General features: G+C 70.0%; 16 protein-coding genes. 8 read left to right on the top strand and 8 right to left on the bottom strand.

Annotated features, from left to right (window positions below; translation table 11 throughout):
- Positions 1-83 precede the first annotated feature (83 nt).
- The 8 genes from ACO2Q3_RS21885 to ACO2Q3_RS21920 all read left to right on the top strand — a co-directional run bounded on the left by ACO2Q3_RS21885 (position 84) and on the right by ACO2Q3_RS21920 (position 7,118).
- Positions 84-752 carry a nicotinate-nucleotide adenylyltransferase gene (locus ACO2Q3_RS21885; RefSeq protein WP_423310495.1) on the top strand — a complete coding sequence of 223 codons (669 nt, stop codon included), beginning with the start codon at positions 84-86 and terminating at the stop codon, positions 750-752.
- A gap of 285 nt (positions 753-1,037) precedes the next feature.
- Complete coding sequence (gene rsfS, locus ACO2Q3_RS21890; protein ID WP_423311175.1) at positions 1,038-1,454, top strand: ribosome silencing factor; 417 nt, start codon at positions 1,038-1,040, stop codon at positions 1,452-1,454.
- Positions 1,455-1,485: 31 nt separating this feature from the next.
- A complete protein-coding gene (rlmH, locus tag ACO2Q3_RS21895) occupies positions 1,486-1,965 on the top strand; it encodes a 23S rRNA (pseudouridine(1915)-N(3))-methyltransferase RlmH (protein ID WP_423310497.1) in 480 nt (159 codons plus the stop codon).
- Between the two features lie 9 nt (positions 1,966-1,974).
- Complete coding sequence (locus tag ACO2Q3_RS21900) at positions 1,975-2,961, top strand: murein hydrolase activator EnvC family protein (protein WP_423310499.1); 987 nt, start codon at positions 1,975-1,977, stop codon at positions 2,959-2,961.
- A 61-nt stretch (positions 2,962-3,022) separates the two neighbouring features.
- A complete protein-coding gene (locus tag ACO2Q3_RS21905) occupies positions 3,023-4,429 on the top strand; it encodes a S41 family peptidase (RefSeq protein ID WP_423310501.1) in 1,407 nt (468 codons plus the stop codon).
- Between the two features lie 138 nt (positions 4,430-4,567).
- Positions 4,568-5,746: a divergent polysaccharide deacetylase family protein gene (locus ACO2Q3_RS21910; RefSeq protein ID WP_423310503.1), complete on the top strand. Its 1,179-nt coding sequence runs from the start codon at positions 4,568-4,570 to the stop codon at positions 5,744-5,746.
- Between the two features lie 16 nt (positions 5,747-5,762).
- On the top strand, positions 5,763-6,275 hold the full coding sequence (locus ACO2Q3_RS21915) for an RNA pyrophosphohydrolase (RefSeq protein WP_423310505.1): 513 nt from the start codon (positions 5,763-5,765) through the stop codon (positions 6,273-6,275).
- 75 nt (positions 6,276-6,350) lie between these two features.
- A complete protein-coding gene (locus ACO2Q3_RS21920) occupies positions 6,351-7,118 on the top strand; it encodes an alpha/beta fold hydrolase (protein WP_423310507.1) in 768 nt (255 codons plus the stop codon).
- A gap of 14 nt (positions 7,119-7,132) precedes the next feature.
- On the opposite strand, the gene ACO2Q3_RS21925 is transcribed toward ACO2Q3_RS21920, so the two are convergent.
- The 8 genes from ACO2Q3_RS21925 to ACO2Q3_RS21960 all read right to left on the bottom strand — a co-directional run bounded on the left by ACO2Q3_RS21925 (position 7,133) and on the right by ACO2Q3_RS21960 (position 13,811).
- Entirely contained in the window at positions 7,133-7,375 is a 243-nt protein-coding gene (locus ACO2Q3_RS21925; protein ID WP_423310509.1) for a CBU_0592 family membrane protein, read from the bottom strand.
- On the bottom strand, positions 7,375-8,181 hold the full coding sequence (locus ACO2Q3_RS21930) for a hypothetical protein (protein ID WP_423310511.1): 807 nt from the start codon (positions 8,179-8,181) through the stop codon (positions 7,375-7,377). Before ACO2Q3_RS21930 ends, ACO2Q3_RS21925 begins: the two co-directional genes overlap by 1 nt.
- A 107-nt stretch (positions 8,182-8,288) precedes the next feature.
- Entirely contained in the window at positions 8,289-8,552 is a 264-nt protein-coding gene (locus tag ACO2Q3_RS21935) for an ATP synthase F1 subunit epsilon (protein WP_423310513.1), read from the bottom strand.
- Positions 8,553-10,097: a F0F1 ATP synthase subunit beta gene (gene atpD, locus ACO2Q3_RS21940; RefSeq protein ID WP_423310515.1), complete on the bottom strand. Its 1,545-nt coding sequence runs from the start codon at positions 10,095-10,097 to the stop codon at positions 8,553-8,555.
- A gap of 25 nt (positions 10,098-10,122) precedes the next feature.
- The gene (locus tag ACO2Q3_RS21945; RefSeq protein ID WP_423310517.1) at positions 10,123-10,992 is read right to left on the bottom strand and encodes a F0F1 ATP synthase subunit gamma; all 870 of its coding nucleotides are present in this window, start codon (positions 10,990-10,992) and stop codon (positions 10,123-10,125) included.
- A gap of 24 nt (positions 10,993-11,016) precedes the next feature.
- The gene (gene atpA / locus ACO2Q3_RS21950; RefSeq protein ID WP_423310519.1) at positions 11,017-12,549 is read right to left on the bottom strand and encodes a F0F1 ATP synthase subunit alpha; all 1,533 of its coding nucleotides are present in this window, start codon (positions 12,547-12,549) and stop codon (positions 11,017-11,019) included.
- Between the two features lie 7 nt (positions 12,550-12,556).
- Positions 12,557-13,111, bottom strand: coding sequence for a F0F1 ATP synthase subunit delta (locus tag ACO2Q3_RS21955; RefSeq protein ID WP_423310521.1), 555 nt, complete (start codon positions 13,109-13,111; stop codon positions 12,557-12,559).
- Positions 13,112-13,499: 388 nt separating this feature from the next.
- Positions 13,500-13,811, bottom strand: coding sequence for a CC_3452 family protein (locus tag ACO2Q3_RS21960; protein WP_423310523.1), 312 nt, complete (start codon positions 13,809-13,811; stop codon positions 13,500-13,502).
- Positions 13,812-13,946: the final 135 nt, after the last annotated feature.

Consider the following 13,946-nt stretch of genomic DNA (forward strand, 5'->3'; position numbering starts at 1 on the left):
AACCCACTAGGTAAGGCTCAAGTTGAGCAAAAAGCTGGCCCGGACGTCCGATCGCCGGCCGGCGCGGGGGAAGTCTTAAGCGCATGTGGTTCGCCGGACCGGCCAGACTGACCCCCAGGCGGCGGCCGGCGGCGCTGAGGCTGGACTTCCACCTGGCCCCGGGCATGAAGGTCGGCCTCTACGGCGGCTCGTTCAACCCGGCCCACGCGGGCCACGCGCACGTGGCGGAGACCGCCCTGCGCCGCCTGGGCCTGGACCGGGTGATCTGGCTGGTCTCGCCGCAGAATCCGCTCAAGCCGACGCATGAGACCGACGCCCTGACCCGGCGGATGTGGGGCGCCCTGCGCTACGCCGAGGGGCCGTCGATGATCGTCTCCGACGCCGAGACCCGGCTGGGCTCGCAGTACACCATCGACACCCTGCGGGCCCTGAAGTCCCGCTTCCCCGGGGTGCATTTCGTCTGGATCATGGGCGCCGACAGCCTGGCCACCTTCCATCGCTGGCGGGGCTGGACGCAGATCATGCGCACCACCCCGGTCGCCGTGGTCTCGCGCCCCTGGATCGCGCTGAAGAGCCGCTTTTCGCCGGCCGCCCGCCGGTTCTCCTTCGCCCGCATTCCCTCGGCCGCGGCCAAGACCCTGCCGTTCCGCAAGCCCCCGGCCTGGGTCTACCTTCGCGGCCCGCTGAACTTCACCTCGTCCACCGCCCTGAGGCGGGCCCGGGTCGCGAAGGCGCCGACGCCGGAGCGGTAGGCGGGATCGAGCGTGGCTTCCATCCTTTGGAACCACGAACCACACGAACGTCACGAACGGGTTCTCCCGACATCCGCGCAGCGTCGTTCCGGGGTCCCGGCCTTCGTCGGGAGGCGCGGTTATTGGCGTGAATTTGTTCGTGAGGTTCGTGTGGTTCGTGGTTGAAACCTTCGGGCTCCCGCACCCCCGTCCGCATCGTGATCGGCGTTACGCAGTTTCCCCCTGACCGGAACGGCCGACTGTGATAGGGTCCCCGATTGCGAGAGCCACCGAGGGAGCATCCCGCTGAACCGTGAACCTGCGCCGAGCGCGCACGAGGCGCCCGTCCGTGACGAGCCCTCCGAAGAGGACCAGTCCGGCGTCGCCGCACTGGAATCCCTTATCCTGCAACGCCTTGACGACGAAAAGGCGCAGGACATCGTGTTTATCGACCTGAAGGACAAGAGCTCGGTCGCCGATGCGATGATCGTCGCGTCCGGCCGGTCGCACCGTCACGTCGGCGCCATGGCCGACCACGTGCTGCGCATGCTCAAGGACCAGGGCTATGGCAAGGCCCGCGTCGAGGGCATGCCGCACTGCGACTGGGTGCTGATCGACGCCGGCGACGTGATCGTGCACCTGTTCCGTCCGGAAGTGCGCGCCTTCTACAACATCGAGAAGATCTGGTCGGTCGAGCCGCCGTCGCGCGCGGCCGCCAACTAGCCCCGGCTCGGCGCACGGCCCGGACCGCGCGTTGCGCATCTCCCTGATCTGTGTCGGGCGGCTGGGCCGCATGGCCGAGGCGTCTCTGGCGCGCGACTACTGCGAGCGCGCCACCGCGGCCGGCCGCGCCCTGGGCCTGGGGCCGGTGGAGATCGTCGAGGTCGAGGCGCGCAAGCCGGGCAAGGCCGCGGAAGCGGAGGCCATCCTGGCGAAGCTGGCCGGCTCCCAGTCCGACGGCGCCCACCTGATCGCCTGCGACGAGCACGGAACGGCCCACGCCTCGCGCGCCTTCGCCGCCCGGGTGGGCCGGCTGCGCGACGACGGGGTGCGGCGACTGGCCTTCGTGATCGGCGGCGCCGACGGGCTGGACCCCCAGGTGCTGGATCTGGCGCGCGAGACACTGGCCTTCGGACCGCAGACCTGGCCGCACGCCCTGGTGCGGGCCATGCTGGCCGAGCAGGTCTATCGGGCGGTGTCGATCCTGGCCGGCTCGCCCTATCATCGCGATTGAGCCTGGCCGATGCGGAGTCTATCGCAGGCCGTGCCCTCGCCTCGCCCCCTGCTGGTCCTGGTTCTGCTGGCCGCCGCCGGCCTCGCGGTCGCGCAGGGCGCGCGCGAGGCGCCGTCCCGGCCCAAGGCCGACAGCCGGGTGGCCGACGCCCGCCACAGCCTGGCGGTGCTGAACGCCCAGGAGGCCGACCTCGCCCAGCGCATCGGCCACAACCGCGCCGAACTCGCCCGATTGCTGGGCGCGCTGCAGCTGTATGGCCGCCAGCCGCCCCCGGCGATGCTGATCGACCCCGGGCAGGTGAAGGATTCCGTCCGCGCGGCGATCCTGATCCGCGCCATCACCCCCGCCCTGGAGGCCCGCGCGCGGACCCTTTCGGCGGAGGCCGCGGGCCTGGCCGTGGTGCGCCGCCGCGCCGCCGCCGCCAATGGCGACCTGTTCGCCGCCGAGAGCGCGCAGGAGGACCGACGCAGCCGCCTGGAAGGGGTGATGAGCGACACCGAGGTGCTCTCGCCGCCCGGCGCGCGGGTCGCCGCCGACAGCGCGGCGCCGGAGCAGCCGCCCTCCAGCCTGCTGGCGCCGGTGGCGGCGCCGCGCAGCGCCGGCTTCGACGGCAAGCTGGCCGACGGCACGAGGTCGCATGGCGTGGCCTTCACCCCGCCCCCCGGCGCCGCGGTTTCGAGCCCGGCCGCCGCGGTGGTGGACTATGCCGGACCCTTGAACGGCTGGGGCCAGGTGGTGATCTTGCGCGCGTCAGGCGGATGCCACATGGTGTTGTCCGGACTTGGGAAACTGACCGTCGGCGCCGGACAATCGGTCGCGGCCGGACAGGTTGTCGGAGCCATGCCGAAGGATGGACAATCGGCTCGCGAGCTCTATCTCGAAGTCCGGATACGCGGCGTTCCCAAGGACCCGTCGCGCCTGCTGAGCGGAACGTCGCCGAAGACGACGCCGAAGACCATACTGGGCCCCTCCCGAGGGGCCGTTAACTCCGGGTAGGTGGGGCTGATCTTAGACTGCGCGCCTTATTTCAGGCGCGCGCGGGAGTGATAGCGATCTCATGAGAAAGTACTTCCTGATCGGCGCGTCGGCCTTCGTCCTCGGGGCGGGGTCCATGGCCTATGTGAGCCAGTCCGCGCGGGCGACGCCCGAGCCCAGGGCCCAGACCTACCACATGCTGGAACTGTTCGGCGACGTGCTGGACAAGGTGAAGAGCCAGTACGTCACGCCGGTGGACGACAAGAAGCTGATCGAGGCGGCCCTGGACGGCATGCTTTCGTCGCTCGATCCGCACTCCAACTACCTGAACGCCGACGCCTATTCGGAGATGCAGGACCAGACCCGCGGCGAATACGGCGGCCTGGGCATCGAGATCACCAGCGAGGACGGGGTGATCAAGGTCATCTCGCCGATCGACGGCACCCCCGCGGCCCGCGCCGGCATCAAGGCCGGCGACTACATCACCGCGGTGAACGGCCAGAGCGTGCTGGGCCTGACGGTCAACGACGCCGTCAAGCAGATGCGCGGCAAGGCCGGCGAGACAGTCACCGTGACCATCGCCCGCGAGAAGACCGATCCCTTCGACGTCAAGCTGGTGCGCGAGATCATCCAGCCCAAGTCGGTGACCTTCCGCATGGAGGGCGACTACGGCTACCTGCGCCTGTCCAGCTTCAACGAGAAGGCCACGGACGAGATGCGCTCGGCGATCGAGCAGCTGAAGGCCAAGAACCCGAACCTGAAGGGCTTCGTGCTCGACCTGCGCAACAACCCCGGCGGCCTGCTGGACCAGGCGGTCGGCGTCGCCGGCCTGTTCCTGGACGGTGGCGAGGTGGTCTCGCAGCGCGGCCGCGATCCCAAGGACATCGAGCGCTACAACGCCAAGCCGCACGGCGACATCACCGGCGGCGCGCACCTGGTGGTGCTGATCAACTCCGGCTCGGCCTCGGCCTCCGAGATCGTCGCCGGCGCCCTGCAGGACCGCCATCGCGCCGAGCTGGTCGGGCTGACCAGCTTCGGCAAGGGCTCGGTGCAGACGGTGATCCCGCTGCGCGACGGCCTGGACGGCGCGGTGAAGCTGACCACGGCGCGCTACTACACGCCCTCGGGCCGCTCGATCCAGCGCACCGGCATCACGCCGGAGCTGGAGGTCGCCGAGACCCGCGAGGAGGCCCAGCAGGTCGCCAACCAGGCGTTCCAGTTCAGCGAGGCCAGCTTCCACAACGCGCTGAACGCCGACGAGGGCAAGGAGCGCAAGGGCGCCCACGAGCCCGCCGAGGCGCCGCCGGCGGCGTTCGACGAGAAGAAGGGCGACTTCCAGCTGACCCGCGCGCTCGACGTGCTGAAGTACGGCTCGGTGGCCGCGACGCCGAAGCTGCCCAAGCCCGCGGCCACCCTGGCGGACGCCGCCGCGGTGCGCGCCGCGCGCCTGTCGGCGGGCAAGCCGGACGCCGGCGAGAAGCCGAACTAGGCCTTTCAGGCCGGCGCGACAATTTGGGCGGGCGGCGCAGGCGCTGTCCGCCCTTTTTCGTGGCCGCCGGGCGGCCCCGTTTTCCCCTTCATTAACTATATGCCGCGAGCCTGGGGCATCGCTCCAGAATCGCGTCGAATGTTCGCCAAGCCACCGCCGAAGCCCGTCCTGCCGACTCCCGCCCCCGCCGGCGGACCCTTCGCCGTGTTCGCGGCCAATCCGTACGTCAGCGTCGGCACCGCGGCGGCCCTGTTCCTGACCCTGGCCACCGGCGTGCTGGCCATGACCGGCGATCCCAAGGCCGGCCTGCCGGTGGTGCGCCTGTCGCTGGCGCACATGGGCGAGACCAGCGGCCCGCCAGGCTGGAAGCAGGCCCTGCCGGCCGACGGCGCGGTCGAGGCGCCGCTGGACGACGCCACGGTGCAGTTCTCCGACGACTCCCGCGGCTACGCGGACGCCGGGCCGATGAACGGCCAGGCAGTGATCAGCTTCCCCGGCGCCGGCGGCTCGGCCCCGGGCGCCATCCCGCTGGCCAACGGCCCCGGCCTGCCCGCGGCGCCGATCGCCGCCCTGTCCGCGCCGGGCCCCGGCGGGCCGCTGCCGGTGATCGGCCCGGACGGCGTGACGCCGGCCCAGGCCTATGCCCGCCCATTCACCGCCGACGGCCATCCGCGCGTGGCCCTGATCATCGGCGGCCTCGGCCTCAACGCCAAGGCGACGCGCCAGGCGATCGAGGGCCTGCCGCCCGAGGTGACCCTGTCGTTCGTGCCCTATGCCGACGGGCTGCAGGCCTGGATCGACATGGCCCGCGCCGCCGGCCACGAGGTGCTGCTGGAAGCGCCGATGGAGCCGAAGGACTATCCGGACAACGACCCGGGCCCCTACACCCTGCTGGCCGACGCCCGCGGCGACGAGAACGCGCACAAGCTGGACTGGCTGATGTCGCGGGCCAGCGGCTATTTCGGCCTGACCAACTATCTCGGCTCCAAGTTCGTCGGCTCGCCGACGGCGATGACCAGCTTCACCGGGGTGCTGAAGAACCACGGCCTGGCCTTCATCGATGACGGGTCGGCCAATCGAACCGGAGGCGGCATTCCGCGCGCCTCCGCCGACCGCATCGTCGACACCCAGCTTTCGGCCGAGGCGGTGGAGCAGCAGTTCGGCGCCCTGGAGGCGCAGGCCTCCCGCACCGGCCGCGCCCTGGGCTCCGGCTTTGCCTATCCGGTCACCCTGGAAGCCGCCGCCAAGTGGGCGCAGGGGCTTTCGGCCCGCGGCTACCAGCTGGCGCCCGCCTCGGCGGTGATGGCGCGCCGGTAGGCGCGCGGAGCCGCACATGAGCGACAAGGATCTCCGCGCCTATCGGCCCAACGTGGGGGTGGTGCTGATCCGTCCCGACGGCAAGGTCTGGCTCGGGCGCCGCGCCCGCACCCCCGGCCCGCTCAACTGGCAGTTCCCCCAGGGGGGCGTCGACGGCGGCGAGACCCTGGAGGAGGCGGCGTTCCGCGAACTGGCCGAGGAGACCGGCGTCACCTCCGCGGAAATCATCGGCCGCACCGAAGGCTGGATCGCCTACGCCTTCCCGGCCGACCACGGCGGCTCCAAGGCCGCCCGCGGCTGGAAGGGCCAGAAGCAGGCCTGGTTCGCCATGCGCTTCACCGGCGAGGATTCCGAGATCGACCTGGAGGCGCATGGCGAGGTCGAGTTCGACGCCTGGCGCTGGGTCGACCTCGACTCCGCCCTGGAGACGGTGGTGGCCTTCAAGCGGGCGGCCTACGAACAGGTGATCGCGGCCTTCCGTCCCCTGACCCTTTCCCCGTCCCGCCCCGGCGCACCGCCTGCGGGCTGAAGAGGCTTCAACCTGGCCCCTCGCCATGCCAAGGTCCCAACGGCCCCCGACGGCCGACCTTCGAAGGATCCGCGTTTGCCCGCTCCCATCGTGATGGTCCACGGCGCCTTCTGCGGCGGCTGGATCTTCGACCAGTTCCGGGCGCCCTTCGAGGCCGCGGGACACCGCGTGCTCACCCCGGACCTGCCAGGGCATCAGCCTGGCGCGCGGCCGGGGGCCGTCACCGGGCTTTCCATGAGCGACTACGCCAAGGCCGTCGCCAGGCTCTGCGGCGAGCTGGACGCGGCGCCGATCCTGCTGGGCCACTCGATGGGCGGGCTGGTGGCGCAGATGGCCGCCGCCGCGGTGCGGCCGGCGGCGCTGGTGCTGCTGGCGCCCTCCGCGCCCTGGGGCGTGACCGGCGTGACGCTGGAGGAGGCGGTTTCCGCCGTCAGCCTGTATGCGCTCGGCCCGTACTGGACCATGGCCATCGACCCCGACTATCCCTCGGCGCGGCGCTACAGCTTCGACCGCCTGCCGGCGGCGGAGCGGCGGGCCGCCTTCGCGCGGATGACGCCGGAGAGCGGCCGGGCGCTGTGGGAGACCCTGAACTGGTGGCTGGACCCCTTCGCCACCACCCTGGTGCCCGCCCATGCGGGGCGGACTCCCGTGCTCGCCATCGCCGGGGGCCGGGACGCCGTGCATCCGCCGGGGACCGTGCGCCAGACGGCGGCGCGCCTGGGCGGCGAGGTGCGGGTGTTCGACGAGATGAGCCACTGGCTGCCCGGCGAACCGGGCTGGGAGCGGGTGGCGCAGAGCGTGCTGGACTGGCTCGAGACCCTGTCGGCGCGCAACGCCGCCTGACGGGGGCGAGGCCTTCAGCGTCGCCGCATCAGGGCGCGGACCAGGCCGAACAGCGACAGCGCCGCCCAGGCGGCCTCGATCAGGGCGGCGGACAGGTTGAAGTCCTGGCTCAGGGACACCAGGATCAGCGCCGAGCCGGTGAAGTTCATCGCCAGCGCCGGCGCGCCCACCGCGTCCAGCCGGTGCAGCTGGACGGCGGCATAGGCGACGAGGGTGGTGAGCACGCCCACCAGCCCTGCCGCCTCCCAGGGGCTCATCAGGGGACCTTGGTCTCGCTGTAGATCATCTGCGAGACGTCGGTGGACCCCTTCAGCGGCGTGCCGTCGGGCTTGCGCGTGGTGGTGAACACCAGGGCGTAGGCCTTGCCGTCGGCGCTGTTCTCCCACGAGCGGGTGGTCAGTTCCTGGCCGGTCAGGGTGTTCTTGTCGTTGCGCAGCAGGGTGTAGCCGTGGCCGTAGGTCGCCCAGTTGTGCAGCGCCACCACCAGCGGCGCATCCGGGTTCACCGGCTGCAGAATGTCGACGATGCACTGGTTGGGATTGGAGCCCGGCGCGTTGACCTTGAAGCTGTAGTTCGGGCCTTTCAGCGTCCACGAGCCGTCCTGCGACGACTTGCGCATGCCCATCGCCTTGGTCAGGGCGTTCCAGTCACCGCCTTCGGTGGCCGGGATGCAGACCTTCTCCAGCACGTTCAGCTCGGCGATCGCCACCGGATCGGTGGGCGGCGGCGGAGGCGGCGGGGGGGGAGGCGGCGGAGGCGGCGGCGGCGGCGGCGGCGGTTCAGCCGCGGCCGGGGCGGCCGGGGTCGCGGCGCCCGGAGCGGCGGTCGCGGGCGCAGCCGTGGCGGGGGCCGCGGTCGTCGCAGGGGCGGTCGCGGCAGGAGCTGACGTCGTGGCGGGCGCGGCCGTTGCGGCGGGCGCGGTCGGCGCCGCGGGGGCGGCGGCGGGCGGCGGCGCGGGCGGAGGCGGCGGGGCCGGCGTCGCGCCCGGGTCGGCGCTCTGGGCCATGGCCGTGGAGGCTAGGCCCGCGGTGATCACGATCGCGTTGAAGAGCGCCAGGCGCATTTCGGTTCGTCTTCCCTAAGCTCGCGTGCGGCCGTCGTCGCCGACAGCCTTAGCTGTTAACTCCGTCGCACCCGTCTTAGCCAGGGAATCCCGTCCGGGCGAGGCGACTAGACCACTTCCGCCGCTTGTTCCGCCAGAATGGTGAACCCTTCCGGCGTGACGTCGGCGAAGCCGCCGCGCACCTCGTAAACCTTCTTCTGGCTTTCGTTGTACACGGTCACCCGCCCTTCTTTCAGGGCGGTCATGAACGGCGCATGACCGGCCAGGACCCCGAAGTCGCCTTCGGAGCCGGGGGCGTCCACCTGGTCGACCTCGCCGGAGAACAGTTCACGTTCCGGCGAGACCAGCGAGAAGTGCAGCTTGGCAGCCAATTAAGCCTCCGCGGCCAGCTTTTCGGCCTTGGCCACCGCGTCTTCGATGGTGCCGACGTTGAAGAAGGCGGCTTCCGGCAGGTGGTCGTACTCGCCGTCGCACACCGCCTTGAACGAGCGGATGGTGTCTTCCAGCGGCACGATGACGCCGGGGGTGTTGGTGAACACTTCGGCGACGTTGAACGGCTGCGACAGGAAGCGCGACAGCTTGCGCGCGCGGGCGACGGTCAGCTTGTCCTCTTCGGACAGCTCGTCCATGCCCAGGATGGCGATGATGTCCTTCAGCGCCTTGTACTGCTGCAGGATCTCCTGCACGCGGCGGGCGACGGTGTAGTGCTCTTCGCCGATCACCAGCGGGTCGAGGATCCGCGAGGTGGAGTCCAGCGGGTCGATGGCCGGGAAGATGCCCTGGGCGGCGATGTCGCGGCTCAGCACGGTCGTCGCGTCCAGGTGGGCGAAGGAGGTGGCCGGGGCCGGGTCGGTCAGGTCGTCGGCGGGCACGTAGATGGCCTGCACCGAGGTGATCGACCCCTTGTTGGTGGAGGTGATGCGCTCCTGCAGGTTGCCCATCTCCGTGGCCAGCGTCGGCTGATAGCCCACCGCCGAGGGGATCCGGCCCAGCAGCGCCGACACTTCCGAGCCGGCCTGGGTGAAGCGGAAGATGTTGTCGATGAACAGCAGCACGTCCTTGCCTTCCTGGTCGCGGAAGTACTCCGCCTGAGCCAGGCCGGTCAGGGCCACGCGGGCGCGGGCGCCCGGGGGTTCGTTCATCTGGCCGTAGACCAGGGCGCAGCGCGAGCCTTCGGTCGAGCCGTTGTTTTCCTTCGGGTCCACGTTCACCTTGGACTCGATCATCTCGTGGTACAGGTCGTTGCCTTCGCGGGTGCGTTCACCGACGCCCGCCAGCACCGAGTAGCCGCCGTACACCTTGGCGATGTTGTTGATCAGCTCCTGCATGGTCACGGTCTTGCCCACGCCGGCGCCGCCGAACAGGCCGATCTTGCCGCCCTTGGTGTAGGGGCAGAGCAGGTCGATGACCTTGATGCCCGTGACCAGCACTTCGGCCTGGGTCGACTGCTCGGCGAAGGACGGGGCGTCGCGGTGGATCGAGGCGCGCAGCTCGGTGCCGATCGGGCCGGCCTGGTCGATCGGCTCGCCGATCACGTTCATGATCCGGCCGAGGGTCGCAGGACCCACCGGCACCATGATCGAGGCGCCCGTGTCGACCACTTCCTGGCCGCGGGTCAGGCCTTCGGTGGTGTCCATGGCGATGGTGCGCACGGTGTTCTCACCCAGGTGCTGGGCGACTTCCAGCACCAGGCGGAAGGCTTCGCCGGTCCGCTGGTCGGTGTTGGAGGTTTCCAGGGCCGAGAGGATCGCCGGCAGGTGGCCGTCGAACTCGACGTCGACGACGGCGCCGATGACCTGGGAGATGCGGCCCTTGGGCTGGCCGGCGGTGTCGATCGGCGCGGCGGCGGCGCCCGCGGACTTGGCGGGAGCCTTCCGGGGAGCGGCGGGCTTCTTGGCGGCGGCGGCGGTGGCCATGGTCTAACTCTCTTCCTTCGGAATTCTAGATCGCTTCGGCGCCGGAGATGATCTCGATCAGCTCCTTGGTGATCTGCGCCTGGCGGGTGCGGTTCTTGATGATGTTCAGCGAATTGATCATGTCGCCCGCGTTGCGCGTGGCGTTGTCCATCGCGCTCATCTGGGCGGCGAAGAAGCCGGCCTGGTTCTCCAGCATCGCGGCCAGCACCTGGACGGTGATGTTGCGCGGCAGGAGGGTGGCGAGGATGGTCTCCTCGTCCGGCTCGTATTCGTAGCCGGCGCCCTTGAGGTCGACCTTCGCGCCGCCGCCCTCGACTTCCGCCGGGATCAGCTGGCGCACGGTCGGGATCTGGGCGACCACCGAGCGGAAGCGGCTGTAGATCAGGGTGACGACGTCGGCTTCGCCGGCCTCGAACAGCTCGGAGATCTTGTCGGCCACCGGCTGGGCGCTGGCGAGCGACGGCACGCCGGCTTCGAACACGGCGACGTAGCGGTCACCGTAGAAGCGGCGCAGCTGGTCGCGCGCCTTGCGGCCGACGACGATGATCCGCACGTCCTTGCCGGCGGCGATCAGGCTGGCGATGCGCTCGCGCGCCAGGCGCACGATCGAGGAGTTGAAGCCCCCCGCCAGGCCGCGGTCGGCGGTGGCGACCACGACCAGCTGCTTCTGGTCGGAGCCGGTGCCCACCAGCAGCTTGGGCGCGCCGGGTCCGGAGACGCCGGCGGCGAGGTTGGCGAGCACGCCAGCCATCCGCGCGGCGTACGGCCGGGCGCTCTGGGCGGCGTCCTGGGCGCGGCGCAACTTGGCGGCCGCGACCATCTGCATCGCCTTGGTGATCTTCTGCGTGGACTGCAGGCTCGCAATCCGGTTGCGCAGTTCCTTGAGGCTGGCCATGGCTCAGTGCGTTTCCGGCCGTCCTTAAGCGAAGGTGCTGGAGAAGGTCTCCAGGACGGTCTTCAGCTCGGCTTCCAGGTCGGCGCCCAGCTCCTTCTTGGTGCGGATGCCGTCCAGCAGGCCGGCGTGCTGGCTGTGCAGCCGGCTCAGCAGTTCCTGCTGGAAGCGGCCCACCGCGCTGGTCGGGATCTTGTCCAGATAGCCGCGGGTGCCGGCGTAGATCACGCAGACCTGCTCTTCCACCGCCAGCGGCGCGTACTGCGGCTGCTTCAAGAGCTCGGTCAGGCGCTCGCCGCGGGCCAGCAGGCGCTGGGTCGAGGCGTCGAGGTCGGAGCCGAACTTGGCGAAGGCGGCCATTTCCCGGTACTGCGCCAGTTCGCCCTTCAGCGGGCCGGTCACCTGCTTCATGGCCTTGATCTGGGCCGAGGAGCCCACGCGGCTGACGCTGATGCCGACGTTCACCGCCGGGCGGATGCCCTGGTAGAACAGGTCGGTTTCCAGGAAGATCTGGCCGTCGGTGATCGAGATCACGTTGGTGGGGATGTAGGCCGACACGTCGTTGGCCTGGGTCTCGATCAGCGGCAGGGCGGTCAGCGAACCCGAGCCGTAGTCGGCGTTCAGCTTCGCGGCGCGCTCCAGCAGGCGCGAGTGCAGGTAGAACACGTCGCCCGGATAGGCTTCGCGGCCCGGCGGGCGGCGCAGCAGCAGCGACATCTGGCGGTAGGCGACGGCCTGCTTGGAAAGGTCGTCGTAGATGATCAGGGCGTGCATGCCGTTGTCACGGAAGTACTCGCCCATGGCGCAGCCGGCGAACGGGGCCAGGAACTGCAGCGGGGCCGGCTCGGAAGCTGTGGCCGACACGACGATGGTGTAGTCCAGCGCGCCGTTCTCTTCGAGCGTCTTGACGATCTGGGCGACCGTGGAGCGCTTCTGACCGATGGCGACGTAGATGCAGTAGAGCTTGGCGCTCTCGTCCGTGCCCGCGTTCACCGCCTTCTGGTTCAGGATGGTGTCGATGGCGACGGCGGTCTTGCCGGTCTGACGGTCGCCGATGATCAGCTCGCGCTGGCCGCGGCCCACCGGGATCAGGGCATCGATCGCCTTCAGGCCGGTCTGCACCGGTTCGTGCACCGACTTGCGCGGGATGATCCCCGGGGCCTTGACGTCCACCCGGCGACGCTCGTCGCTGACGATCGGACCCTTGCCGTCGATCGGCTCGCCCAGCGGGTTCACGACCCGGCCCAGCAGACCCTTGCCCACCGGCACGTCCACGATCTCGCCCAGGCGGCGCACTTCGTCGCCCTCGGAGATCTGGCTGTCGGAGCCGAAGATCACGATGCCGACGTTGTCCTTTTCCAGGTTCAGGGCCATGCCCTTCACCCCGGCCTTGGGGAACTCGACCATTTCGCCGGCCTGGACCTTGTCGAGGCCGAACACGCGGGCGATGCCGTCGCCCACGCTCAGCACCTGGCCGACGTCGGAGACGTCGGCTTCGACGCCGAAGTTGGCGATCTGGGATTTCAGGATGGCCGAAATCTCGGCGGCGCGGATGTCCATGTCTGTCTTACGCTCTCTTCAGGGCGAACTTGAGGGAATCGAGCTTCGACTTCAGCGAAGCATCGTAGAGGCGGGAGCCGACGCGCACCTTCACACCGCCGAGGATGGCGGGATCGACGCGGGTCTCGATTTCGGGGTCCTTGCCGAGGCTGGCGCGCAGGGCGGCGGCGAGGCCGCTGGCCTGGGCGGCGCTCATCGGCACGGCGGTGACCACCTCGGCGGAGACCACGCCGCGATAGGCGGCCGACAGGCTCTGGAACGAGGTGATGATGCCCATCAGCGCCGAGACGCGATGGTTGGCGGCCAGCAGGCCGAGAAACTTGCGGGTGGTGGCGTTGAAGCCGGCCGCGTCGGCGAGGGCGGCGAAGCCCTTGCCCTTGTCCTCGGCGGAGAACGCCGGGGAGTGGATCAGGGTGCGCAGGTCGGCGCTGTCGGCCGCCATCGCCTTGATGGATTTCAGATCGGCTTCGACCGCCGCCAGTTCATTGTTCTCGAGGGCGAGATCGAACAGGGCCTGCGCGTAACGCGCGCCCACATCCGTCGCCTTGGAATCGTCAGCCACTTTGATCCGCCCGGTGTAATCACGACGTCGGCTTGGAGCAGACGCCCAACCCGACATAAAGGCTTGAATGCGCTTGAGAAAGCACCTGGACTTTGGACGCTGCGCTGAGCCCCCTAGCCCGAAGCCGCGCGCCTGATAGCATGCGATCCCGGGCGCCGCAACCGAGGCCTAGACCGTTGTTCCGAACGGTGTTGCGCAGATCGGCGGGCCGCGGCGCAAAAGAAAAAGGGCGGCCCTTGCGGCGCCGCCCCAGATCACCTTGCGTCACCCTGAACCAGAGCCCTTCAGGGTCGGATGGAATCATCTGACCCGTTGAAGAAGGGCTCTACTTCAAACGTCTAGAGCCTGCCCGGGCGGCGAAAGCGGAGCCGCTCTCGCCTGACGGGCTCTAGTGGCCGGCCGCGGTGTTGCACTTCTCCAGCTCGTCCGCCGACAGCTTGTGCGTGACATCGCCGTAGGAGGTGATGCGACCGACCTTCTTGGCCAGTTCCTTGCACGCCGGCACGGACAGGGACTCTTCCGGGGCGCCGCCGGAGCCGCAGGTCGAGGCCACGCAGCTCCACATGGCGTGGGCCGCCATGAACTTCATGGCCGACGGCACCGGGGCCTCCAGCTTCACGAGATAGTTGGTGTCGGCCAGGGCGGAGCCCGCCGAGCCGACGAAGAGAGCGGCGCAGACCGCCCAGGTACGAAACTTCATGAGAAACCCTCCGACTAAACAGGGACTTGGGAGACCAGCTTGGATCACTTCAGCCATTCGATCCGGGAACGCTGCCGCCGATATCCCCACCGACGACCCTGACCGGGAACTAAGCACTGATTAGATATCACTGTT

This window comes from Caulobacter sp. KR2-114, from assembly GCF_049446115.1.
Classification (GTDB): domain Bacteria; phylum Pseudomonadota; class Alphaproteobacteria; order Caulobacterales; family Caulobacteraceae; genus Acaudatibacter.

Excerpts from the sequence above, each read along its gene's own strand:
- ACO2Q3_RS21885 (WP_423310495.1), top strand. The coding sequence starts at position 84 with ATGTGGTTCGCCGGACCGGCCAGACTGACCCCCAGGCGGCGGCCGGCG.
- ACO2Q3_RS21900 (WP_423310499.1), top strand. The coding sequence starts at position 1,975 with ATGCGGAGTCTATCGCAGGCCGTGCCCTCGCCTCGCCCCCTGCTGGTC.
- ACO2Q3_RS21905 (WP_423310501.1), top strand. The coding sequence starts at position 3,023 with ATGAGAAAGTACTTCCTGATCGGCGCGTCGGCCTTCGTCCTCGGGGCG.
- ACO2Q3_RS21910 (WP_423310503.1), top strand. The coding sequence starts at position 4,568 with ATGTTCGCCAAGCCACCGCCGAAGCCCGTCCTGCCGACTCCCGCCCCC.
- ACO2Q3_RS21915 (WP_423310505.1), top strand. The coding sequence starts at position 5,763 with ATGAGCGACAAGGATCTCCGCGCCTATCGGCCCAACGTGGGGGTGGTG.
- ACO2Q3_RS21925 (WP_423310509.1), bottom strand. The coding sequence starts at position 7,375 with ATGAGCCCCTGGGAGGCGGCAGGGCTGGTGGGCGTGCTCACCACCCTC.
- ACO2Q3_RS21930 (WP_423310511.1), bottom strand. The coding sequence starts at position 8,181 with ATGCGCCTGGCGCTCTTCAACGCGATCGTGATCACCGCGGGCCTAGCC.
- atpD (WP_423310515.1), bottom strand. The coding sequence starts at position 10,097 with ATGGCCACCGCCGCCGCCGCCAAGAAGCCCGCCGCTCCCCGGAAGGCT.
- ACO2Q3_RS21945 (WP_423310517.1), bottom strand. The coding sequence starts at position 10,992 with ATGGCCAGCCTCAAGGAACTGCGCAACCGGATTGCGAGCCTGCAGTCC.
- atpA (WP_423310519.1), bottom strand. The coding sequence starts at position 12,549 with ATGGACATCCGCGCCGCCGAGATTTCGGCCATCCTGAAATCCCAGATC.
- ACO2Q3_RS21960 (WP_423310523.1), bottom strand. The coding sequence starts at position 13,811 with ATGAAGTTTCGTACCTGGGCGGTCTGCGCCGCTCTCTTCGTCGGCTCG.